Annotated in this window: 20 protein-coding genes; 12 read left to right on the top strand and 8 right to left on the bottom strand. The window is 68.3% G+C overall.

All coding sequences use genetic code 11. The annotated features are described in order from the left end of the window. Positions 1–5 precede the first annotated feature (5 nt). From VGV58_RS06260 to VGV58_RS06250, 3 genes are read left to right on the top strand one after another with little or no spacing between them, the layout of a single operon-like run. On the top strand, positions 6–2528 hold the full coding sequence (locus VGV58_RS06260; protein WP_326873111.1) for a circularly permuted type 2 ATP-grasp protein: 2523 nt from the start codon (positions 6–8) through the stop codon (positions 2526–2528). 10 nt (positions 2529–2538) lie between these two features. Further along, positions 2539–3417, top strand: a complete 879-nt coding sequence (locus VGV58_RS06255) for a transglutaminase family protein (protein WP_326873109.1) — start codon at positions 2539–2541, stop codon at positions 3415–3417. Positions 3418–3431: 14 nt separating this feature from the next. After that, entirely contained in the window at positions 3432–4139 is a 708-nt protein-coding gene (locus tag VGV58_RS06250; RefSeq protein ID WP_326873107.1) for an HAD family hydrolase, read from the top strand. A gap of 66 nt (positions 4140–4205) precedes the next feature. Here VGV58_RS06250 and VGV58_RS06245 read toward each other — a convergent pair whose 3' ends face one another. Beyond that, positions 4206–5651 carry an aldehyde dehydrogenase family protein gene (locus tag VGV58_RS06245; protein WP_326873106.1) on the bottom strand — a complete coding sequence of 482 codons (1446 nt, stop codon included), beginning with the start codon at positions 5649–5651 and terminating at the stop codon, positions 4206–4208. Positions 5652–5942: 291 nt separating this feature from the next. Between VGV58_RS06245 and VGV58_RS06240 the strand changes: the two genes are divergently transcribed. Both VGV58_RS06240 and VGV58_RS06235 read left to right on the top strand, forming a co-directional pair. Continuing rightward, entirely contained in the window at positions 5943–6665 is a 723-nt protein-coding gene (locus VGV58_RS06240) for a GAF domain-containing protein (RefSeq protein ID WP_326873105.1), read from the top strand. A 216-nt stretch (positions 6666–6881) separates the two neighbouring features. Continuing rightward, on the top strand, positions 6882–8249 hold the full coding sequence (locus VGV58_RS06235) for a GGDEF domain-containing protein (RefSeq protein ID WP_326873104.1): 1368 nt from the start codon (positions 6882–6884) through the stop codon (positions 8247–8249). Between the two features lie 8 nt (positions 8250–8257). Here VGV58_RS06235 and VGV58_RS06230 read toward each other — a convergent pair whose 3' ends face one another. The 4 genes from VGV58_RS06230 to VGV58_RS06215 form a co-directional block, all read right to left on the bottom strand. Then, on the bottom strand, positions 8258–8947 hold the full coding sequence (locus VGV58_RS06230) for a phosphatase PAP2 family protein (protein ID WP_326873103.1): 690 nt from the start codon (positions 8945–8947) through the stop codon (positions 8258–8260). An 8-nt stretch (positions 8948–8955) separates the two neighbouring features. Beyond that, positions 8956–9939 (bottom strand): diacylglycerol/lipid kinase family protein, encoded by a 984-nt coding sequence (locus VGV58_RS06225; protein WP_326873102.1) that lies wholly within the window; start codon positions 9937–9939, stop codon positions 8956–8958. Position 9940: 1 nt separating this feature from the next. Continuing rightward, entirely contained in the window at positions 9941–10828 is an 888-nt protein-coding gene (locus VGV58_RS06220; RefSeq protein WP_326873101.1) for a transglutaminase-like domain-containing protein, read from the bottom strand. Positions 10829–11060: 232 nt separating this feature from the next. Next, the gene (locus VGV58_RS06215) at positions 11061–11432 is read right to left on the bottom strand and encodes a PRC-barrel domain-containing protein (protein WP_326873100.1); all 372 of its coding nucleotides are present in this window, start codon (positions 11430–11432) and stop codon (positions 11061–11063) included. A gap of 403 nt (positions 11433–11835) precedes the next feature. On the opposite strand from VGV58_RS06215, the gene VGV58_RS06210 reads away from it, so the two are divergent. Next, positions 11836–12105, top strand: coding sequence for a glycine zipper domain-containing protein (locus tag VGV58_RS06210; RefSeq protein ID WP_326873099.1), 270 nt, complete (start codon positions 11836–11838; stop codon positions 12103–12105). Between the two features lie 109 nt (positions 12106–12214). Here the strand turns inward: VGV58_RS06210 and hutC are convergent, their stop codons facing one another. Together hutC and VGV58_RS06200 are read right to left on the bottom strand one after the other, a co-directional pair. Next, positions 12215–12964 carry a histidine utilization repressor gene (gene hutC / locus VGV58_RS06205; protein WP_326873098.1) on the bottom strand — a complete coding sequence of 250 codons (750 nt, stop codon included), beginning with the start codon at positions 12962–12964 and terminating at the stop codon, positions 12215–12217. An 11-nt stretch (positions 12965–12975) separates the two neighbouring features. Beyond that, on the bottom strand, positions 12976–14343 hold the full coding sequence (locus VGV58_RS06200; protein ID WP_326873097.1) for a formimidoylglutamate deiminase: 1368 nt from the start codon (positions 14341–14343) through the stop codon (positions 12976–12978). Positions 14344–14503: 160 nt separating this feature from the next. Here VGV58_RS06200 and hutI point away from each other — a divergent pair, with 160 nt between their 5' ends. The 5 genes from hutI (at position 14504) to VGV58_RS06175 (ending at position 20403) form a co-directional block, all read left to right on the top strand. Continuing rightward, on the top strand, positions 14504–15670 hold the full coding sequence (hutI, locus tag VGV58_RS06195) for an imidazolonepropionase (protein ID WP_326873575.1): 1167 nt from the start codon (positions 14504–14506) through the stop codon (positions 15668–15670). Beyond that, positions 15667–17193 (top strand): histidine ammonia-lyase, encoded by a 1527-nt coding sequence (hutH, locus tag VGV58_RS06190; protein WP_326873096.1) that lies wholly within the window; start codon positions 15667–15669, stop codon positions 17191–17193. Before hutI ends, hutH begins: the two co-directional genes overlap by 4 nt. Then, positions 17190–17999 carry an N-formylglutamate deformylase gene (gene hutG, locus VGV58_RS06185; protein ID WP_326873095.1) on the top strand — a complete coding sequence of 270 codons (810 nt, stop codon included), beginning with the start codon at positions 17190–17192 and terminating at the stop codon, positions 17997–17999. Before hutH ends, hutG begins: the two co-directional genes overlap by 4 nt. After that, positions 17996–19663: a urocanate hydratase gene (gene hutU / locus VGV58_RS06180; RefSeq protein WP_326873094.1), complete on the top strand. Its 1668-nt coding sequence runs from the start codon at positions 17996–17998 to the stop codon at positions 19661–19663. The genes hutG and hutU overlap by 4 nt, the downstream gene beginning before the upstream one ends. Positions 19664–19824: 161 nt before the next feature. Next, on the top strand, positions 19825–20403 hold the full coding sequence (locus VGV58_RS06175; RefSeq protein WP_326873093.1) for a HutD/Ves family protein: 579 nt from the start codon (positions 19825–19827) through the stop codon (positions 20401–20403). A 147-nt stretch (positions 20404–20550) separates the two neighbouring features. Here the strand turns inward: VGV58_RS06175 and VGV58_RS06170 are convergent, their stop codons facing one another. Next, complete coding sequence (locus VGV58_RS06170) at positions 20551–21627, bottom strand: citrate synthase/methylcitrate synthase (protein ID WP_326873092.1); 1077 nt, start codon at positions 21625–21627, stop codon at positions 20551–20553. Positions 21628–21724: 97 nt separating this feature from the next. Here VGV58_RS06170 and VGV58_RS06165 point away from each other — a divergent pair, with 97 nt between their 5' ends. Continuing rightward, on the top strand, positions 21725–22882 hold the full coding sequence (locus tag VGV58_RS06165) for a citrate/2-methylcitrate synthase (protein ID WP_326873091.1): 1158 nt from the start codon (positions 21725–21727) through the stop codon (positions 22880–22882). Positions 22883–22906: the final 24 nt, after the last annotated feature.

Below are 22906 nucleotides of genomic sequence, written 5' to 3'. Positions count from 1 at the left end.
CAAGGATGGCTTTGCAGCGCCGATCGAGTTCGACGCGGACGCGCAACGAGCGCCGCAATGCCCTGCTTGGGGGCTACAGGCCGCTGCCTGGCGCTTATGACGAATTGATGGCGCCTGACGGCTCGATCCGACCGCATTGGGAGCCGTTCCTGGCGGAATGGTCGGCGCTTTCGAACGACGAATTGCAGCGCCGCTTCGGCCTCGCAGATCGCCATGTGCGCGACACCGGCGTCTCCTATCGCGTCCATGGCGACCTCGACGAGAGCGATCCCCTCGCCGGCGAGCGCTCCTGGCCGCTCAATCATGCCCCGCTCGTCCTCACCGGGCAGGAGTGGAAGACGATTGCTGCCGGCGTCGCCCAGCGTGCACAGCTGCTCGACGCCGTGCTCGGCGACATCTACGGACCCGGCAAGCTGGTTGCAGAGGGCGCATTGCCGGCCGCAGCCATCACCGGCAGCCCCGATTATCTCAGGCCCGTGCAAGGCACGGCCGGCGCCGGGCAGCTCCAGATCTACGCCGCCGATCTCGGCCGCGGCCCGGACGGGCGCTGGTGGGTGCTGAACGACCGCACCCAGGCGCCCTCGGGCGCGGGCTATGCGCTGGAGAACCGGCTCGCTCTCGGCCGCGCCTTCCCGGACCTGTTCCGGACCATGAATGTCGAGCGGCTCGCCGGCTTCTTCCAGGGCTTTCGCGCCGGGCTCGTCTCGCGCGCCCGGCGGGTCGAGCCGCGCATCTGCCTGCTGACGCCGGGCCAGATGCACGAAAGCTATTTCGAGCAGGCCTATCTAGCCCGCTATCTCGGCTTCCTGCTGGTCGAGGGCGGCGATCTCGTCATGCGCGACGGGCTGGTGCATGTGCGCACCATCGCCGGCTTCAAGCGCGCCGACATCATCTGGCGGCGCATCGACGGCGACTTCGCCGACCCTCTCGAACTCAATGCCGCCTCGGCGCTCGGCGTGCCCGGACTGGTCGAGTCGGTGCGGGCCGAGAACGTCGTCGTCGCCAACGGGCTCGGCTCCGGCGTGGTCGAGGCGCGGGCGCTGATGGGCTTCATGCCGCGCCTCGCGCGGGATGTCCTCGGCGAGGATCTGATCCTGCCGAACATCGCGACCTGGTGGTGCGGCCAGCCGCGCGAACGTGGCATCGTGCTCGACCGGCTCGGCGAGATGAGCGTCTCCGCCGCTTTCCGCGCACCCGGCGACGGGCTCGACGGCGGCACCGTGCTGGTCGCCGATCTCGACAAGGCCGAGCGCGAGGCGCTGCGCGCCCGCATCGTCGAGCGCGGGCTCGACTATGTCGGGCAGGAGGTGGTCAATCTCTCGACGATGCCGGTGATGCAAGGCGGGCGGCTGGAGCCGCGGCCGATGACGCTACGCGTCTTCGCCGCCGCAACGCCCGATGGCTGGCAGGTGATGCCCGGCGGCTTCTGCCGGATCTCCGAGGAATGCGATGCACGCGCCGTGACGATGCGCTCAGGCGTGCGCTCCAGCGATGTCTGGGTGACCTCCGACCAGCCGGTCGAGCAGGTGACGCTGCTACCGAGCCCGGACCGGATCGGCATCCGCCGCATCGTCGGCATCCTGCCGAGCCGCGCCGCCGACAACCTGTTCTGGCTCGGACGCTATCTGGAGCGCAGCGAGGCGACGCTGCGGCTTGTCCGCGCCCTGCTCGGACGCCTGATCAACGCCGACGACCAGGCGCCCGGCCATGCCGAGACGATCAAGCGGCTCGCCAACCTGCTCGTCGCCTGGGGCGCGGCGCCGACGGCGACCAAGGCCCGCTCCGTCGCGGCGCAGGCCCGCTCCGCTTTGCACGATCTCGACCAGTACGGCTCGGCGGCTGCCTCCGTCCGCGAAGCCAGACGCACCGCCTCCGTGATCCGCGAGCGGCTTTCGGTCGATGCCTGGCGGCTGTTCGGCGACCTGCAACGCCAGCTCGCCGATCCCGGCAAGCCGACCAGCGCGGGCGAGGCCTTCGAGATCGCCGACACCGGGCTGAAATCGCTCGCCGCCTTCTCGGGCCTGTCGCAGGAGAACATGGTGCGCGGCGCCGGCTGGCGCTTCCTCGACATCGGCCGGCGGATCGAGCGCGGTGTCACCACCTGCCGCTTCGCCCGCCATTTCGTCGAGAACGACGCGCCCGGCAACAGCCTCGATGCGCTGCTCGATCTGACGGACTCGCAGATCACCTATCGCTCGCGCTACATGCTCGGCGCGGCGCTGCAACCGGTTCTCGATCTCGTCATGCTCGACCCCTATAACCCGCGCTCCGTGGCTTTCCAGATCGAGCAGCTCGATGCCGAGATCGCAGCACTGCCCAGCCTCAACGATGACGGCATGCTGGAGGAGCCGCGCCGGCTCGCGCTCAAGCTCGCCGCCGAAAGCCGGACCGCCGAGGCCAGCCGGCTCGACCGCACCGGCATCCTCTATTTCGAGCAATTGCTGATGGGTCTCTCCAATGCGGTGGCCGAGCGCTATTTCCTGCAGAACTCCAGGCCGGAACGGTCGGGGATGACGCGATTGGCGTGATGGACGCAGCGTGATCTACGACATTCGCCATCTCACGGCTTACGCCTATAGCCGGCCGGTCCCGTTCGCGCGCTGCATCCTGCGGGTGTTGCCGCGTGACGGCGTTGGCCAGCGTGTGCTGACGAGCGGCCTCTCGGTGACGCCGCGCAGCGCCGAGCGGCGGGACGGTGTCTGCTTCTTCGGCAATCACACGACGACACTGACCATCGCCAAGCCGCATCGTGAGCTCAAGATCGAGATGACCTCGCGGGTCGAGGTGACACGGGCGATCGCACCCTTCCCCGCCCTGACGCGGGGCTGGGAGGATGTCGCCGAACTCGCATTGCGGGCGCAGAGCCTTTCTCCGGATTCCCCGGCCCAATATCTCTACCCCAGCCGGCTGGCGCCGACCGTATCGGAGATCACCGGCTACGCCCGCAGGAGCTTTGCGGCGAAGCGGCCGGTCTTCGAGGCGGCGAGCGAGTTGATGGCCCGCATCCGCAAGGATTTCACCTACGATCCCGAAGCGACCGAGGTCTCGACCCCGATCCGCGAAGCCTTCGCCAATCGCCACGGCGTCTGCCAGGATTTCGCGCATATCATGATCGCGGGCTTGAGGGGCCTCGGCCTGCCCGCCGCCTATGTCAGCGGCTATCTGCGCACCATCCCGCCGACGGGCCAGCCGAGGCTGGAGGGCGCCGACGCCACCCATGCCTGGATCATGCTCTGGTGCGGGCCGGAGACCGGCTGGATCGGGCTCGACCCGACCAACGACCTCGTCGTCGCCGACGACCACATCGTCACCGCGACCGGACGCGACTATGCCGACGTCTCGCCGCTCGACGGCGTGCTGGTCGGGCCCGGCAACCAGAAGCTCGACGTCAAGGTCGATGTCATCCCCGTCATATGATTGCCGGTGACGCGATGACACGTCCCTCCATCCGCGGCGTGCTGTTCGACAAGGACGGCACGCTGATCGACTACCAGGCGAGCTGGGCGCCGACCAATCTCGGCGCCGGCAGGCTCGCCGCTCGCGGCGATGCCGAGCTGGCGGCGCGGCTGCTGACGGTCGCCGGCGTCGATCCCGCGACCGGTTACGCCACCTCCGACGGGCTGCTCGCCTCCGGCAATACCGAAGACGTCGCACAGGCCTGGGTCGAGGCTGGCGCTCCGTTCGGCATGGCGGAGTTGACCGATCGGCTCGATACGCTCTTTCGGTCCGCGGTCGTCGCGGCGGTGCCGGTCTGCGATCTCGCCGCGCTGTTCACCGGTCTCACCGGCCGCGGGCTCATCCTCGGCATCGCCTCCAGCGACAGCGAGGCGGCCGTGGCGGCGACGGCGGAACGCTTCGGTCTCGAGCCCCACCTGGCTTTCCTGTGCGGCTATGATTCCGGCCATGGCGCCAAGCCGGGGCGCGGCATGGTCGACGGCTTCTGCCGCGCGGCGGGTCTCCCGGCCGAAACCGTCGCCGTCGTCGGTGATTCCAGCCATGACATGCACATGGCCGCAGCAGCCGGCGCGGGCTATCGCATCGCCGTGCTGACCGGTGCCGGCAGCGCCGAGACCCTGCGCCCGCTCAGCCATCTGCTGCTGCCGAGCATCGCCACGCTGGAACAGGCGCTGTTCGGCTGAATTGAGAGCCAAATGAAAAGGGCCGCGCTTGCGGCGCGGCCCCGATTGTTTGGATGACGTCCCGCCTCAGGCGAGCGTGTAGGAGGTCTTCACCGTGGTGTAGAACTCGCGGGCATAGGCGCCCTGCTCGCGCGGGCCGTAGCTGGAGCCCTTCCGGCCGCCGAACGGCACATGGTAATCGACGCCGGCGGTGGCGAGATTGACCATCACCATGCCGGCCTCGGCATTGCGCTTGAAGTGCGTCGCATGCTTCAGCGAGGTCGTGCAGATGCCCGAGGAAAGACCGAACTCGGTGTCGTTGGCGATGGCGAGCGCCTCCTCGTAATCCTTGACGCGGACGACGTTGGCGACCGGGCCGAACACCTCCTCGCGCGAGATGCGCATGGCGTTGGTCGTCTCGGTGAACAGCGCCGGCGCGAGGTAGAAGCCGGGGGTGTCGCGCTTCAAGAGCTCACCGCCGAAGGCGAGCTTGCCGCCCTCGTCGCGGGCGATCTGGATGTATTTCAGGTTCTGGTCGAGCTGGCTCTGGTCAACCACCGGGCCGATCGTGGTGCCGGCCTTCAGCGCGTCGTCGACAGTGACGCCCTTCAGACGCTCGATGCAGGCTTCGACGAAACGGTCATGGATGCCGGCCTGGACGATCAGGCGCGAAGAGGCCGTGCAGCGCTGGCCGGTCGAGAAGAAGGCGCCCTGGACCGCGCATTCGACGGCGACCTTGAGATCGGCGTCATCGAGCACGACGAGCGGGTTCTTGCCGCCCATCTCGAGCTGGACCTTCTTCATCGGGTTGCCGGCGATGCAAGCGGCGGCGACCTTGCGGCCGGTCGAGACCGAGCCGGTGAAGCTGATCGCGTGCACATCCTTGTGCTCGAGCAGCGCCTGGCCGACGACCGAGCCGCGGCCCATCACCAGGTTGAGCGCGCCCTTGGGCAGGCCGGCACGCTGGATGATGTCGACCAGCGCCCAGGCCGAGCCGGGCACGAGATCGGCCGGCTTGATCACGACGCAATTGCCGTAGGCGAGCGCCGGGGCGATCTTCCAGGCCGGGATCGCGATCGGGAAGTTCCAGGGCGTGATCATGCCAATGATGCCGACCGGCTCGCGGGTGACCTCGACGCCGACGCCGGGGCGCACGGAGGGGATGCTCTCGCCGTTCAGACGCAGGCACTCGCCGGCGAAGAAGGCAAAGATCTGGCCGGCTCTGGTCGCCTCGCCGATGCCTTCCGGCAGGGTCTTGCCTTCCTCGCGCGAGAGCAGCTTTCCGAGTTCTTCCTTGCGGGCGAGGATCTCGTCTGAGGCCTTCTTCAGGATCTCGTAGCGCTCCTGCGGGGTGGTGCGGCTCCAGGCCGGGAAGGCGGCCTTGGCGGCGGCGACCGCATTGTTCAGGTCCTCGACGGACCCCTGCGAATACTCGCCGACGACATCGTTGGTGTTGGAGGGGTTGATGTTGCGCGAAGCGTTCTGCGAGCCGGCCCATTCGCCGGCGATCAGGTTCTTGAAGGGAGCATTCATCGCAAAACCTCGTGCTTGACCACTTACCTACCGAAGGAGGCCCCGGTCTTAACCGGTTTAGATCGGCAAGGCCATGCGAATAGACCCGATGAATGGCGATGCGCGCTCCGCCATGAGCGCATGCGACGGCTGGACAGAGGCATTTCGAACGGATTTTGAACCGAGTGCTTTTGCCGAATTGTAAGCTTTGCGGTGTGAGATGCCGGCGTGCAGACATCGCCACCCTATCGATCTCCGGGCTTCGATACGATACGCGAACAGGCGCGTCTCGATGCGCTCGCGCGTTATGACGTGCTCGACACACCGCCCGAGGAAACCTTCGATCGCCTGACCCGCCTGACCAAGCGCATCTTCGGCGTGTCGATGTCGACCATCAGCTTCATCGACGGCCATCGCCAATGGTTCAAATCACAGCAAGGCATGGCGACCTGCGAAACCGACCGAGGGCCGGCATTCTGCAATATCGCAATCCAGCAGCCGGCCTCGCTGATCGTGACCGACGCCGTTGCCGATGAGCGGTTTCGAGACAACCCGTTCGTGACTGGCGAGCCGCATGTCCGCTTCTACGCCGGCATCCCGCTCCGATGCCCCAACGGACACGCGATCGGGACCTTGTGCGCCATCGATCCGCAGCCTCGAAACTTCGGCCCGCGCGACCAGGAGATCCTGGCCGATCTCGGCGCTCTAGCGATGGAAGTCCTGGAATTGAGGCGTCTGTCGCTGGCCGCCAAGATGGGATCCGCAGCGGGCGAAGCCGGCCAACCGGCATTGGCCAAGGAGTTCGCCCAAGGCCGGAGCATCCTCAAGGCCGGGCGTATCGTCTTCAACAACAGCCGTACGGTCGTCAAATGCACGGTGCGGCAGCTCTCGCCGGGCACAGCGGTGGTCCATGTTATCAGCACAGCGAAGATCCCGGACAGGATCGCGCTGATGATCGATGCGGACGCGACCTCCAGGCTCTGCTCCGTGAGCTCCCGGGCAGAGCAGCATCTCGCACTCGCGTTCGAGAGCTGACGCCTCGCCTGCGACCAGACCCCGGCAGCAAGCCAGCGGCTGGCCTTGGAGAGACGGTTCGGCGCAGTTTTGCGTGCGCCATTTCAGCTTGCCTTCACCTTTGTCTGCTTTGCTCCGACGGCAATGAAGCTTGCTCGCAACTTCCTTTCTTCGCCCACCCGCAACCAGGAGCAGGCAACGCCATCCCGTTTGCTCCCCTGGCGTGCAGCAATATTGGTGGCAGGGATCGTCTTCGCGGCCGCGCTGTTCGGCCATCTCACCCGCCCGCTCGGCTTTCTCTCGACCTTCTGGCCGGCCAACGCCCTGCTGATGGGCGTGATGGTGCGCAATCCCGGCTGGGCCGGACCGCTCGGCTGGGCGGGCGCGGCAGCCGGATATCTCGCCGCCGACTTCGCGATGGGCGGCGGCATCGGCATCACGCTCTGGCTGACGGCGGGCAATCTCACCAACGCCTTCGTCGGGCATCTGCTGTTCCAGCGCGTCGCCGGCATGGATCGCCAGCTCGAACGACCGCAATCGCTGCTGTTCCTGCTGCTGATTGCCTTCGCCGCCGCAGCGTCAGCCGCCATCGTCGGCAGCGGCTGCCTCGTCGTCTATTTCGGCCAGCCGCCGATGCAGGCCTTCGAGTTCTTCCTGACCAGCGAGTTCTCCAGCAATCTCGTGGTCCTGCCGATGGTCCTGACCGCGCCGCCGCTTGCCGAGATGGCCAAACAGCTGGCCACGCACGCCGCGCCGAGCACATGGCGGCCGAAGGCGGTCCTTCCGGGAGCCACCCTGCTCGCCTCGATCCTCGTCGCCACGGCGTTCGGCGGCATGAGCGCGATCGCGATTCCGGTTCCTGCGATCCTCTGGTGCGCGTTGAGCTACGGCGTCTTCCCGACTGCGCTCCTGACCTTCGGGCTCGGCCTCTGGCAGAGCACGGTGCTGCTGGCGGCGCTGACGCCGGGCACCGCCGAATATGCCGCCGCGCTCACCTCGCATCGCTTCGGCGTCGCCCTGTTCTCGCTCGGGCCGATCATGGTGGCGGCGATCAATGCCGCCCGCTCGCGCCTGCTGCGCGAGCTCGATCTCGCCGCCAACCAGGACGTCCTGACCCGGACGCTGTCGCGCCGCGCCTTCCTCGCGCGCAGCGAAGCTGCGCTGGCGCAGAACCTCGCCGAGAGCCGTCCGCTGGCGCTGCTCATGCTCGATGTCGACCGCTTCAAGCTGATCAACGACGAGCATGGCCATGCGATCGGGGACGAGGTGCTGGTGACCCTGAGCGGGCGCATCTCGGAGCTGCTGCGGCGGACTGATCTGTTCGGGCGGATCGGCGGCGAGGAATTCGCGATCCTGGTTCCCGGTCTGACGCAACCGGCGGTGCTCGCTCTGGCGGAGCGGCTGCGCGAAGGCTGCGCCCGGCTGCGCGTCCCCGTCGAGGGGCAGGAGCCGCTGGCATTGACGGTCAGCATCGGCCTCGTATGGGGCACCCCCAAGCCCGGCTGTTCCCTGCAGCAATGGCTGAAGCAGGCCGACGATGCGCTCTATCGGGCCAAGCGGGCCGGCCGCGACCGCGTCGTCGAGGAAGCGCTCCAGGCAGCGTGAGGGGGCTCTCAGCTCGACTTCGCACCACCGGCGACGCCCGAAAGGCTCGCTTCCGTGCGCGCTGCCAGACCGCCGATGAGGAAGGTGGCGAGGCTGGACCAGGCCACTCCGAGGCACCAGCCGCCGAGCACGTCGCTCGGCCAATGCACACCGAGATAAATCCGGCTCACGCCGATCGCGATGATCAGCGTCCAGGCCACCCACAGGCAGAGCCGGGCAATGTCGGCGCGGCGCGCGGCGATGCCGGCGAAACTGGCGATGCTGAGCAGCACCACCGCCGCAAGGAAGGCATGACCACTCGGGAAGCTCGCCGTGAAGGTCAAGGCGGCATGCTCGACGATATCCGGCCGCTCGCGGCCAATGCCGATCTTGAGCAGGGTGCTCGCCACCACCGCGGCCAGGATGTTGAGCACCAGGCCGAATGCAAGCGTGCGATGGCCGCAGAGACGCAAAGTCAGCATCGCGATCACGGTCGCGATGCCGAGGCCGATGAAGCTGCCGAGCGCCGTCAGGTCGCGCATCATCTCGCGGAACCAGGCCGGGCCGATCGGCAGCGATGGGTTGGCCGGATCGCGGAACAGCATGACCAGGGCGCTGTCGAGCGAAGCGCTGCCGTCGGAGACCGCATAGAAGGCCAGCCCGACGAAACCGAATGCCGCCGCGACAGGCAGGATGAAGCGCGGCTGGAGGAGAAACATCGAACGCCTCATGACGGGAACATGTGCTCGGCCGGATGCGGCCCGGACTCGACCGGCTGTGCCGCGATCACCCGCAGCGCACCCGGCAGCAGACGATAGACGAACGGGCTGGCACCACGCTCGACCTCGCCATCGAAGGTGACATGGCCGCGGCGCTTGTCACGACGGTTGATCGTCACGGACGTGCCGGTCAACGAAACCAGATGCGGTGACTTGCGCCAGCCGCCCGTCAGCATCGAGAAGGCAGCCTTGCTGCGCGACAGCAAACCACCGGTATCGAGGATATGGACCTCGAACTCGCCGCCGTCGAGACGGCTGCGGCGCCACTCGGCGCCGTCGAACTGGTTGACGGTGACGAGCACAGCGTCAGCCTCGACCTGGCGGCGCTCGCCGGCGATCTCCATCTCGATGCGGATCGAGCGGGTGAACAGGATCGACCGTGTCGCCGCGAACAGGAAAGCGACGAGACGGCTGAACGGAAAGCGCCGGCGGGCATATTCGCGCTCGCGCGCCATCAGGCTGAAGAAGCCCATGCCGGAAATCGAGTGAAACAGCCGGCCGTTGACGCTGCCCAGATCCATCGCGACCGGTTCGCCTGTGCAGACCGCCGCGATCTGCTCTTCGAGCGTGCCGGTGAGGCCGAGATCGCGGCCGAGCACGTTGACCGTTCCGAGCGGCAGCACTCCCACGGGCCGCTTGCAGCCGACCAACACCGGCAGCGCGCCGTTGATGCTGCCGTCACCGCCAGCAACCACGGTCGTCACGGCCTCGTCAGCAATAGCCGCCCGTAGGCGCTCCTGCAGCTGACGTGGGGGCACGAGCTCAACCTCAGCTCGGCAACCCGCCGCATCGAAGGCCGCCTCGATACGGCGCGCGAAGCTTTCCGCGCCCGCCTCCAGCACCGCCCCGGCGCGCGCATTGGCGATGACGCGGAAACAGCGCGGCTGCGCTTGCGTTTCGAGCTCCAGCAACGGGTCTGACGGTTTCGCCATGTCAGGCGGCGATATGGGCGTCCCTTCTGGCGGGAACAAGGCGAACGGCGGCGTGCGAGGGTTCGTTGGCGACTTCCTCGGTGATCACCTCGAAGCGCCGCAGCGAATGCGGGCCGAAGGAGGTCAGCATCGGCACATCGGTGGCGTCGCGACCGCGAGCGATGACGATCCGGCCGATGCGCCGCTGGTTGTGCCGGGCGTCGAACGTATGCCAGCGCCCGCCGAGCCAGACCTCGAACCAGGCATTGAAATCCATCGGCGCCGGATCGGGCTCGACGCCGATATCGCCGAGATAGCCGTTGCAGTATCGCGCCGGGATATTGAGGCACCGGCACAGCGCGATCGCTAGATGGGCGAAGTCCCGGCAGACCCCGATGCGCTCGTTGAAGGTCTCGGCTGCGGTCCGCGTGTCGCGCGCAAAGGCGTAGCCAAAACTGACATGGTTGTGGACGAACCGGGTCACGGCCTCGACGCGGGCCCAGCCGGGCTCGATCTGGCCAAACAGGCTCCAGGCGGTGTCGGCGAGTCGATCGGTCTCGCAATAGCGGCTGCCCAGCAGATAGGGCAGGACGTCGTCCGGCAAATCGGCCGGAGCGACCTGGACCGCGGCGAGGTCGACGCCATCAGGCTCGCCCCTGTCATGGACGAGGCCTTCGCAGACGATCCGCACCCCGCCCGCCGGCGCGACGAGGCGGCGGCAGATGTTGCCGAACGGATCGAGATGCTGGCTCAACGGAATCGGCCTGCCCGGGCCGCGGAGCGGGGTGACGTGCATCTCGTCGGGGCGGATCAGATCGTGCCGGCGCGAGGGATGCACGTCGAGCAGGGTGAGCAAGGCGGTCGGCTGCTCGCAGACGATCTCGATCCGGTAGCCGTAGCGGATGTGCATGATGACCTCGGCGCTGCAACAAGAGAGTTTCCCCGCCGCGGCGGGAGCGCTCCCAGCCGGCGCTCAATGACGCGCGGAGCCGGCCGAAGTTCCCCGCTCCTCATCAGCCTGAGCGCATAAAAAAGGTGCGGGTCTTTCGACCCGCACCACGCAATCACGACGATCCGGCTGGGGGGATAGCGACCGCCGCGAATTGCGCCTTTGTGTGGAACGCAGGCCCTGCGGCGCGCTCTCACATCATCCAGTAGGGCATGGTGCCGTAATAGTCGTGCACGCGCTTGCCGTACTCCTTGTCATGCCAGTCCGGCTCGCCGTCCGCCCCGTACATCGGGGCCGCCTCCAGCTTCTCCCGGGTGAGCGGCACGACATAGCCGCCCTTCTCGACATCGTAGTCGAGCATGCTCCACGGAATCGGATGGTATTTCTCGCCGAGGCCGAGGAAGCCGCCGAAGGACATGATCGCATAGGCGACCTTGCCCGTCGCCTTGTCGAGCATGACGTCATAGATCGAGCCGAGATGCTCGCTGGCGGAATTGTAGACATCGGTGCCGGCGACACGCGCACCGGCGATCAGCGGGTTGGCGGCGTGAGAGGCTGCGGTCATCGTAGCGCTCATCGGTCCCTCCATGCATATCTGACGGGCCGGCGTGGGCCGGCTCGTTCCATCAACCCCGCGGAAGCGGCCGGGTTCCCGGCGGGAGCGACAAAAAATCACGTCACCGTGGCAAGGGCCATAAGGCCTATTCCCGAGCTGCCGAAACACGCAGCGAAAGGCGCAATCGGCCGGCACACGGAACAAACGCCGGCGAGCGCGGTTTGAGGGTGGATCGAGCGCGCAGCTTCAGGCGGCGCGCTTCAGGCGGCAGACCAGCGCCAGTGCGGCGTTGCCGCATTCCGTGCCTGCAGCACGACCACTACGAGGACATGCCGACAGCCTTCGCAAGCTCGCTCTTGCACGCCGCGTCATGGAGCGGTCGGTCCTCGCCACCAAGGAAAGGAAACGCCCGATGACGATGAAGAAACTCCTCCTTGTCGCCGCCGCCGTGACCGCGCTCGGTGCCTGTACGCCCCGCGAGGAAAGAACCGCGACCGGCGCGCTGATCGGCGCCGGTGCCGGCGCCCTGATCGGCGGCGCTGCGACCGGCCGCGCCGGCGGCGCGCTGGCGGGCGCCGCGATCGGCGGCGCTGGCGGCGCGATCATCGGCAATGCAACGTCTCCGAACCAGGTCTGCTATGATCGCGACGAATGGGGCCGGCGTATCCGCTACGCCTGCTGAGCTTCCAGCGCCGTTGCGAGAAGCATGAACGACAGAACAATACAGGCGGCCACGGAACTCCGTGTCCGCCTGTATTGCTTTTTTGCGCTCGCAATGACGGCAGCGGTTCTCAGACCGCCCCGTAAGGCCCGAAGCGGCCGACGAAGCGGTGGCGGCCGCCGGGATAGAGCAGCCGCACGGCGGTGATCGGCTCGGACTGGTTCCAGGTTCGGCGTTCGACCAGCAGGCAGGGCGAGCCTGCCTCGATCTTCAGCAACTCCGCTTCGTCCGGCTCGGCCGCTATGGCGCTGATCGCGTGCTCGGCCTGCGTCCACAGGCTGTTCTGCAGCAGCCAGTCGCCCGGCGGCGTCTGCGCGAAGCTCTCGTCGACGATCTGCGGAATGGTCGCGATATGGATCACCCGATCCTCCAGCACATGTGGCGCACCATCGGCGAAGTGCAGGAGAGTAAGATGGGTGACGTTGGCCGAGCGGCCGAGCTCGAAGCGGGCGGCGACTTCGCGAGGGGCCTTGCCATCGCGCCGCTGCAGGATGCGATAGCTGTAGGCCTGCCCGAGTTCTTCGACCTCCTCGGGGATCGAGAGGATGTCGAGCATGGCGTGGCTCGCCGGAGGACTCGCCACCACCGTGCCCGAGCGGCGCCGACGCAGGATCAACCCCTCGCGAGCGAGCTGCGCCAGCGCCCGGTGCACGGTCATGCGCGAGGCGCCGAGCTTCTCCATCAGCGCATGCTCGGGCGGTACCGACGTCCCCGGCGGCCAGGTGCCAGCGAGGATCAGATCGCGGATGGCGCGGCGGATCTGGTCATAGAGCGGCCCGGCTCCATCCAGCGTCACGGCGTCGATCTGAGTAGCTGACATGGCTCCCTGACTTAGGCGAGGAGATTACGGATCACCTGGCCATAGCGGGCAGCGATGCGGGCGCGGTCAATGTGCCGGCCGCCACTGACCACAGGCTTTCCACCGACGATCACCTCCGCGACCGGCAAGGCCGGGGCGGCGAAGATCGCGCTGTCGAGGGCGAAGTCGCCGCCCTTGCCGACGATCGCGGGATGCTCGCCATCGAGCGTGACGAGATCGGCGCGATGGCCGACGGCAATCGCACCGATGCTGCGGCCGCAGGCCTGGGCGCCGCCGGCGCAGGCATCCTGCCAGAGCCTCAAGCCCGCCGAGACGCCGGGTTCCGCCCAGAGCGCGCGCCGCCGGTCGCGCAGGCGCTGCGAATATTCGAGCACGCGCAACTCGCCGCCGGCACCGATCTCGACATTGGAATCGCTGCCGACGCCGATGCGCCCGCCCTTCGCCCGGTAGCGCACGCCGTCGAAGATGCCGTCGCCGAGATTGGCCTCGGTGATCGGGCAGAGACCCGCGACCGCGCCCGAGAGCGCCATGGCGTCGCGCTCGGCATCGCTGAGATGGGTGGCGTGGATCAGGCACCAGCGCTCGTTCACCGCCGTGTTCTGCATCAGAAGCTCGACGGGCCGGCGGCCGGTGATGGCGAGGCTGTCCTCGACCTCGCGGGTCTGCTCGGCGACATGGATGTGCAAAGGCACGCCTGAACGCAGCTCGGCAACCCAGTTCAGGTCTTCGAGCGCCACCGCGCGCAACGAATGCGGCGCCATGCCGACGCGGGCATCGGGCAAGCCGGCGACCGACTTCTCGCTGCCCTCGATCAGGCGCGCATAGGCGTCGCGATCATTGAGGAAGCGGCGCTGGCCGGCAGCGGCCGGCGCCTTGCCGAAATTGCCGTAGCGATAGAGCACCGGCAGCAGAGTCAGGCCGATGCCGGTCTCCTGGGCAGCCGCCGCGATCGCCCCGCCCATGGTGGCGATGTCGGCATAGGCGGCGCCGTCCTTGTCGTGGTGGAGGTAGTGGAACTCAGCGAGCGCGGTGAAGCCGCCTTCCAGCATCTCGACCATGGCCTGCGCCGCAATCGCCTGGACGTCGTCGGGGCTCAAGCGATCGAGGAAGCGGTACATCACCTCACGCCAGGTCCAGAACGAATCCTCGGAAGCGCCGCGGCGCTCGGCGAGGCCCGCCATGCCGCGCTGGAAAGTGTGGCTGTGCAGGTTGGGCAGCCCGGGAAGCGCGAGCCCGGCGAGCCGCGTCGCCCCCGCAGGAGCCGCCTGCCCTGCCGCAACCGACATGATCACTCCATGATCGAGCGTCAGCGTGACATTCTCGGCGAAGCCCTCGGGCAGCAGCGCCTGGGCGAGATGCAGTGTCGTGTGTCCGGTCACGCGGGCTGTCCCTTTTTTATTTGCATATGCAAATGAAGCTTGCTATTTGCATATGCAATTGTCTAGCATAATCTGAAAGCAGACGAAGTCGAGAGGAGGCGACGTGGCGGCGACCCCTTCCCCCAGCCACCGAGTGTGGACCAATGCCCGGCTCGCGACCATGGCGGCCGATGCGAACACGCCCTATGGCGCGATCGAGGACGGCATCGTCATCGCCCGCAATGGCCGCATCGTCTTCGCAGGCCCGAGCAGCGAGGTCTCTAGCCTCGGCCAGGCCGAAGTGATCGACTGCGAGGGCCGCTGGATCACGCCCGGGCTGATCGATTGCCACACCCATCTCGTCTATGGCGGCGACCGTGCCAACGAGTTCGAATTGCGCCTGAAGGGCGCGAGCTATGAGGAGATCGCCCGCGCCGGCGGCGGCATCGTCTCATCAGTCAAGGCGACGCGCGCCGCGAGCGAGGACGAACTCTTCGCCAGCGCCGACAAGCGCCTCGCCGCCCTGATCGCCGAGGGCGTCACCATGGTCGAGATCAAATCGGGCTACGGGCTCGACATCGACAGCGAGACCAAGGTGCTCGCCGTCGCCCGCCGTCTCGGGCGTGAGCGCCCGGTCGGCGTGCAGACCACCTTCCTCGGCGCCCATGCGGTTCCGGCCGAGTTCAAGGGCCGTTCGGGCGATTATATCGACCTCGTCTGCGGCCCGATGCTCGATGCCATCACCGAACAGAACCTCGCCGACGCCGTCGACGTGTTCTGCGAGGGCATCGCCTTCTCTCCCGAGGAGACCGCGCGCGTCTTCACCGCCGCCAAGGCCAAGGGTCTGGCCGTCAAGATCCATGCCGAGCAGCTCTCCAATCTCGGCGGCGCCGCGCTGGCGGCCGGCTTCGGCGCGCTCTCGGCCGACCATCTCGAACATCTCGACGAGGCCGGCGTGATCGCCATGGCCAAGGCCGGCACCGTCGCCGTCGTGCTGCCCGGCGCATTCTACTTTCTGCGCGAGACGGTGAAGCCGCCGATCGACTTGCTGCGCCAGCATGGCGTGCCGATCGCGCTCGCCACCGACGCCAATCCCGGCACTTCGCCGCTGACCTCGCCGCTGCTGACGATGAACATGGGCTGCACCCTGTTTCGGCTGACGCCGGAGGAGGCGCTGGCCGGCATGACCCGCAACGCCGCGCTCGCTCTCGGCCTTCAGGACGAGATCGGCACGCTGGAGGCCGGCAAGGCCTGCGATCTCGCGATCTGGGAGATCGAGCGTCCGGCCGAGCTCGCCTACCGCATCGGCTTCAACCCGCTTCACACCCGCATCCGGAACGGACAATGACCACGCTCTCGCTCACCCCCGGCAAGGCCCGCCTCGCCGACTGGCGCCATGTCATCGACGGCGCCACCGTCGCCCTGACCGAGACCGGCGCGATCGCCGGCGCCCAGGCGATCGTCGACGACATCGTCGCCAAGGGCATCGTGACCTATGGCGTCAACACCGGCTTCGGCAAGCTCGCCAGCGTGCGCATCGCCGACAACGACCTCGCCACGCTGCAGCGCAATCTCATCCTCTCGCATGCGGTCGGCACCGGTCCTGCCTTGCCGGACTCCGCCGTGGCGCTGATCCTGGCGATGAAGGCGGCGAGCCTGGCGCGCGGCGCCTCGGGCGTGCGCCCCGTCGTGGTCGAGGCATTGGTCGGCGCGCTCAAGGCCGGCGCGCTGCCGGTCGTGCCGGCCAAGGGCTCGGTCGGCGCCTCCGGCGACCTTGCCCCGCTCGCCCACCTCACCGCGGCGCTGATGGGCGTCGGCGAAATCCGCCTCAAGGGCGAGGTGCTGCCGGCCGCCGAAGCACTGAAGAGGATCGGCCAGGCGCCGCTCGCGCTCGGCGCCAAGGAGGGACTCGCGCTGATCAACGGCACGCAGGTCTCGGCCTCGCTGGCGCTGGCCGGCCTCGCCAGCGTCGCCCGCGTCTTCGATGCGGCGCTGATCGCCGGGGCGCTCTCGGTCGATGCGCTCAAGGGCTCGGACACGCCGTTCGACCCGCGCATCCAGCAGCTGCGCGGCCAGCCCGGCCAGATCAAGGTCGCGGCCTTGCTGCTCGACCTCATCGCCAAGAGCGAGATCCGCGAGAGCCACCGCTTCGGCGACAGCAAGGTGCAGGACCCCTATTCGCTGCGCTGCCAGCCGCAGGTGATGGGCGCGGTGCGCGACCTTCTCGGCAATGCCGCGGCGACGCTCGCGATCGAGGCCAACGCCGTCACCGACAACCCGCTGGTGCTCGGCCCCGGCGAGATCGTCTCGGGCGGCAACTTCCACGCCGAGCCGGTCGCCTTCGCCGCCGACATGCTGGCGATGGCCACCTGCGAGATCGGCAACCTCGCCGAGCGCCGCATCGCGCTGCTGGTCGACCCCGTGATGAGCGGCCTGCCGCCTTTCCTCGCCCGCGACGCCGGCCTCAACTCCGGCTTCATGATCGCGCAGGTGACCGCCGCAGCGCTGGCCTCCGAGAACAAGCAGCGGGCCTATCCCGCCTCGGTCGACACCATCCCGACCTCGGCCAACCAGGAAGACCATGTCTCGATGGCGACGCATGGCGCCTTCCGCCTGATCGAGATGGCGAAGAATGCAGCGAGCATCATCGCAGTCGAATTGATGGCCGCCGCCGAGGCGATCGAGCACCATCGCCCGCTGAAGACCTCGCCGCGTCTCGAGCCGGTGCTGGCGCTGATCCGGGCCAAGATCGCACCACTGACCGAGGACCGCTATCTCGCGCCCGACCTCGCCGCCGCGACGGAGCTCGTGCTCTCGGGCGCGCTCGGCGAGGCGGCCGGCGTCGACAGCTTCGCGGAACTCTCGGCATGAGCGCCGACATCGTCTCCGTCACGCGCGGGTCCTCGCCGCTGGTGCTGTCGATGCCGCACCCCGGCACCGGCCTGCCGGCCGAGGTCGCGGCACAGCTCAATGCGCGCGGAAAGCTGGTCGAGGACACCGACTGGCATATGCGCCAGCTCTACGGCTTCGCCGAACGCTTCCAGCCGACCATCGTCGAAGCGCAGTTGTCGCGCTATGTCATCGACCTCAACCGCGACCCGGCCGGGGTCTCGCTCTATCCGGGCCAGGCGACGACCGAGCTGGTGCCGACCACCACCTTCGACGGCGCGCCGATCTGGAATACGGCACCCGACGAAGCCGAGATCGCCCGCCGTCGCGACGCCTATTTCCAGCCCTATCACGCGGCCCTCGCCGCCGAGATCGCGCATGCCAAGGCCCAGCACGGCTTCTGCCTGCTCTGGGACTGCCATTCGATCAAGTCGGTGATCCCGCGCCTGTTCCCTGACACGCTGCCGACGCTGAACCTCGGCACGAATTCCGGCGCCAGCGCTGCTCCCGCCGTCGAGACTGCCGCGACCGCTGCGATGGCCGGCGGCGCCTTCACCCAGGTGGTCAACGGCCGCTTCAAGGGCGGCTGGATCACCCGGCATTACGGCCAGCCGGCCGAACACGTCCACGCGCTCCAGATGGAGATCGCGCTCTCCGCCTATCTCGACGACGAAGCCGCGCCCTGGGCTTTCGCCCCGGCCAAGGCCGCCAGCCTGCAAGCCACCCTCTCCGCCATGATCGAGGCCGCGCTCGCCGCCGCCACCCAGCTCGAACGGACGAAGTCATGACCCGCCTGGACAATACCCGCGTCATCCGCCCCGCCACCGGCACCGAGCTCAGCGCCAAGAGCTGGCTGACCGAAGCGCCGCTGCGGATGCTGATGAACAACCTGCATCCTGATGTCGCCGAGAACCCGCAGGAGCTCGTGGTCTATGGCGGCATTGGCCGCGCCGCCCGCTCCTGGGAGGATTTCGACCGCATCGTCGCGGCCCTGCGCCAGCTCGAGGCCGACGAGACTCTGCTGGTCCAGTCCGGCAAGCCGGTCGGCGTGTTCCGCACGCACAAGGATGCGCCGCGCGTCCTGATCGCCAATTCCAACCTCGTGCCGCATTGGGCGAACTGGGACCATTTCAACGAGCTCGATAAGAAGGGGCTCGCCATGTACGGCCAGATGACGGCCGGCTCCTGGATCTATATCGGCACGCAAGGCATCGTGCAGGGCACCTACGAAACCTTCGTCGAGGCCGGGCGCCAGCATTATGGCGGCAATCTCAAGGGCAAATGGGTGCTGACTGGCGGCCTCGGCGGCATGGGCGGCGCCCAGCCTCTCGCCGCGGTAATGGCCGGCGCCTCCTGCCTCGCTGTCGAGTGCAATCCGGACTCGATCGATTTCCGCCTGCGCACCCGCTATCTCGACGAGAAGGCCTCGAGCCTCGATGAAGCGCTCGAGATGATCGAGCGCTGGACGAAGAATGGCGAGGCGAAGTCGGTCGGCCTGCTCGGCAACTGCGCCGAGATCCTGCCCGAGATGGTCCGCCGCGGCATCCGTCCCGACATGGTCACCGACCAGACCTCGGCGCATGACCCGGTCAATGGCTACCTGCCGAAGGGCTGGACCATGGGCCAGTGGCGGCAGGCGCGCGAGGGCAATCCGAAGTCCGTCGAGAAGGCGGCACGCGCCTCGATGCGCGAGCATGTCGAGGCGATGATCGCCTTCCAGGACATGGGCATCCCGACCTTCGACTACGGCAACAACATCCGCCAGGTCGCCAAGGAAGAGGGGCTGGAGAACGCCTTCGCCTTCCCGGGCTTCGTGCCGGCCTATATCCGCCCGCTGTTCTGCCGCGGCATCGGCCCGTTCCGCTGGGCCGCCCTCTCGGGCGATCCGGAGGACATCTACAAGACCGACGCCAAGGTGAAGGAGCTGCTGCCCGACAACAAGCACCTGCACAACTGGCTCGACATGGCGCGCGAGCGCATCTCGTTCCAGGGCGTGCCGGCGCGGATCTGCTGGGTCGGCCTCGGCGATCGCCACCGGCTCGGCCTCGCTTTCAACGAAATGGTCAGGAACGGCGAGCTCAAGGCGCCGGTCGTGATCGGCCGCGACCATCTCGATTCCGGCTCGGTCGCCTCGCCGAACCGCGAGACGGAAGCGATGAAGGACGGCTCGGACGCGGTCTCCGACTGGCCGCTGCTCAACGCCCTGCTCAACACGGCGTCCGGCGCGACCTGGGTCTCGCTGCATCATGGCGGCGGCGTCGGCATGGGCTTCTCGCAGCATTCGGGCGTCGTGATCTGCGCCGACGGCACGGATGACGCAGCCGCCCGCCTGTCGCGCGTGCTCTGGAACGACCCCGCCACCGGCGTGATGCGCCATGCCGATGCCGGCTACGACATCGCGCTCGACTGCGCCCGGGAGAAGGGGCTGAATCTGCCCGGCATCCTGGGCTGAACCCACCTGTCATTCCGGGGCTCCGCGCAGCGGAGAACCCGGAACCCACGACTGGGTGAATCTTATCGATCACCACGTTGCACCCCGTCGTGGGTTCTGGGTTCGCCCTTCGGGCGTCCCGGAATGACAAGGGTGGCCGCTTGAATTCGAAGGACCGTTCCATGCGCATCATCCGCGCCGCCGACTGCCAGGTCATGCCGTGGAAGAACGGCGGCGGGACGACGACCGAGATCGCGGTGGCGCCGGAAGGCGCCTCGCTGAATGATTTCGACTGGCGCATCAGCATGGCCCATGTCGGGCAGGACGGGCCGTTCTCGTCCTTCCCCGGCATCGACCGGACGCTGTCGGTGCTGACCGGGGCCGGCATCACCCTCGCCTTCGGCAATGGCGAGCGCGTCAAGCTCGACCGCACGAGTGCGCCCTACCCTTTCGCCGCCGACCGGGCAGTCGAGGGGCTCCTGGTCGACGGGCCGATCGACGATCTCAATGTGCTGAGCCGGCGCGGCCGCTGGCGGCACCGGGTCGAGCGCTTGTCGGGCTCCGGCTCGCTCAGCGCAAGCGAGGGCCTGCTGGTGCTGGTCGCCCGCAAGGGCGACTGGCAGGTGAACGGCGCAGCGCTCACCGCCGGCGACAGCGCGATCCTCGACGCACCGGGGCGCGTCGAGCTCACCGTTAGCGGCGGCGAGGCGGAGCTTTATGCGGTTTGGTTGACGACTGAGGCGCGGGGAACCCTCTCCTGAAAGAAGAGGGCAGGGTGAGGTGCCCGGGAGGGATGTCGCGAGCCTCAACCCAACCGCGCGGGCAGCATTCGCAGCACTGGTCCAGGGGCCTACACCTCACCCCTGCCCCTCTCCTTACAGGAGAGGGGTTCCCCGCGCTTGCTACTACTACGCCGCCTGCCTCGGCTGCGGGCCGACATAGACCGATTGCGGGCGGATCAGGCGTCCGGTCTCGATCTGCTCGCGGGCATGGGCGAGCCAGCCAGTGGTGCGGCCGAGCGCGAAGACGCAGGTGAACGCCTCCGGCGGGAAGCCGAGCGCCTCCAGCAGCAGGGCCGTGTAGAACTCGACATTGGTTTCGAGCGAGCGGCCGGGCTTGCGCTCGCGCAGGATGGCGAGCGCCGCCTGCTCGACCGCTTCGGCATGGCGCAAGCGTCCGGCATCGGCGCCGAGCTTGGCGATCGCCTGCTTCAGCGCATCGGCACGCGGATCGCGGACGCGATAGATGCGATGGCCGAAGCCCATCAGGCGCTCGCCGCGGTCCAGCGCATCCTCCAGCCAGGCGCGGGCATTGGCCGGCTCGCCGATCGCATCGAGCATCTCGATCACCGGCCCGGGCGCGCCGCCATGAAGCGGTCCCTTGAGCGCGCTGATCCCGGCGAGCACGGCCGAGACCAGCCCGGCCCGGGTCGAGGCGACGACACGCGCGGCGAAGGTCGAGGCGTTGAGGCCGTGATCGGCGACGGTGACGAGATAGGTGTCGAGCGCAGCGGCCTGGGCCGGCGTCGGCACCTCGCCGCGCAGCATGCGCAGCGTATCGGCCGCCTGCGACAGCGCCGGATCGGGCGCGATCGGGGCAAGCCCGCGCTGCTTGCGCACGGCGGCGGCGGTGAAGACCGCCGGTGCGGCGAGCAACTTCAGCGCGGTGTCGGAACCCTCGCCATCGGCAATCTGCGCGGTCCAGGCACGGATCGCCTCGACCGGGCCAAGGTCCGCCGAGAGAGTGGTGCGCTCGACGATGCCGAAGAGATCGGCGCGTGCCTTGCCGAGCGCCACCGGCAGCTCGCGCCCCTGCGGCAGGCCCGGCAGCAAGCCGTCGAACATCAGCGCCGCCATCTCCTCGAAGCTGGTGCGGCCGGCGAGCTCGGCGAGGCTGTGGCCGCGGATCACCAGGCGACCGGCAGCGCCGTCGACCTCGGAGAGCACGGTATGGGCGGCGACGACGTCATCGAGACCATCGGACATGACAGGAACTCCTCAAAAGCGTTCGTCTCGAAAATCGGCTCCCGCATTGCAACAATCAATCTTGAACAATATAATCAATATATCTGACGGAGGGGCGATGCAGGACTGGCTGACGGCACAGGAGGCGATGGCCCGGCTCGGCCTGAAGCCGCAGACGCTCTACGCCTATGTCAGCCGCGGGCTGATTGAGGCGCGCAGCGATGAGGGCGATTCGCGCCGCAGCCTCTACCGGGCCGAGGATGTCGCCCGGCTGGAGCATCGCAAGGCGCGCGGCCGGCGGCCGGCTGCAATCGCGGAGGATGCGATCGCCTATGGCGAGCCGGTGCTCGCCTCCGCCATCACCACGATCGAGCGCGGCGGCCTCTGGTATCGCGGACAGGATGCGGCGCGCCTCGCCGAGAGTGTCAAACTTGAGGATGTCGCCCGCCTCCTCTGGGATTGCGGCACGCAGCGCTTCCCGCCGCTGGCGACGATCGTGCCGCCGGGCGAGCCGTTGGCGCGCATCTTCGCGGTGATCGCAGCGCGGACCGCGAGCGACCGGCCAATGGCCGGGCGGGCCAAGAAGGCACTCTATCTCGAAGCCGCCGCCGTGCTCGACACGCTTGTCGACGCCATCGCCGGCGGGCCTGGTGAAGGGCCGATCCATGCGCGGCTGGCGCGGGCCTGGGGTTGCGAGGCAGAAGGGGCCGAGCCGATCCGGCGGGCGCTCGTCCTGCTCGCCGACCATGAACTCAACGCCTCGACCTTCGCGGCGCGCGTCACCGCCTCGACAGGCGCCTCGCTCGCCGCCTGCGCGCTGGCGGGGCTCGCCGCGCTCTCCGGTCCGTTGCATGGCGGCGTCGCGCCGCGCGTGCTCGCGCTGATGCGGGAGATCGGGCGCGACGGGCTGGAGACGGCGCTCGCGGCACGGCTGGAGGCTGGCGCCAAGCTGCCGGGGTTCGGCCATCCGCTCTATCCCGATGGTGATCCGCGGGCACGCGCGCTGTTCGCCGCGTTCGAGCCGCCAGCCGCCTATGCGCAGGCTCAGACCGCCATCAGTGCGCTGACCGGAGAAGAGCCGAACATCGATTTCGCCCTGTCGGCGCTGGCGGCGAAGCTTGCTCTGCCGGAAACCGCGCCGTTCCAGATCTTCGCGGCAGCGCGCTGCACCGGCTGGCTCGCCCATGCGCTGGAGCAGAACCAGACCGGCCGACTGATCCGCCCGCGCGCCCGCTATGTCGGACCGACACCGACCGAAGCCGACAAGCCGGCATAGCCGCAGCTACGCCGGCCATCGTTC

This window comes from Allobosea sp. (genome assembly GCF_035944895.1).
Classification (GTDB): domain Bacteria; phylum Pseudomonadota; class Alphaproteobacteria; order Rhizobiales; family Beijerinckiaceae; genus Allobosea.
The sequence above is the reverse complement of the archived record's forward strand: the minus strand, read 5'-3'. Positions and strand labels throughout refer to the sequence as shown.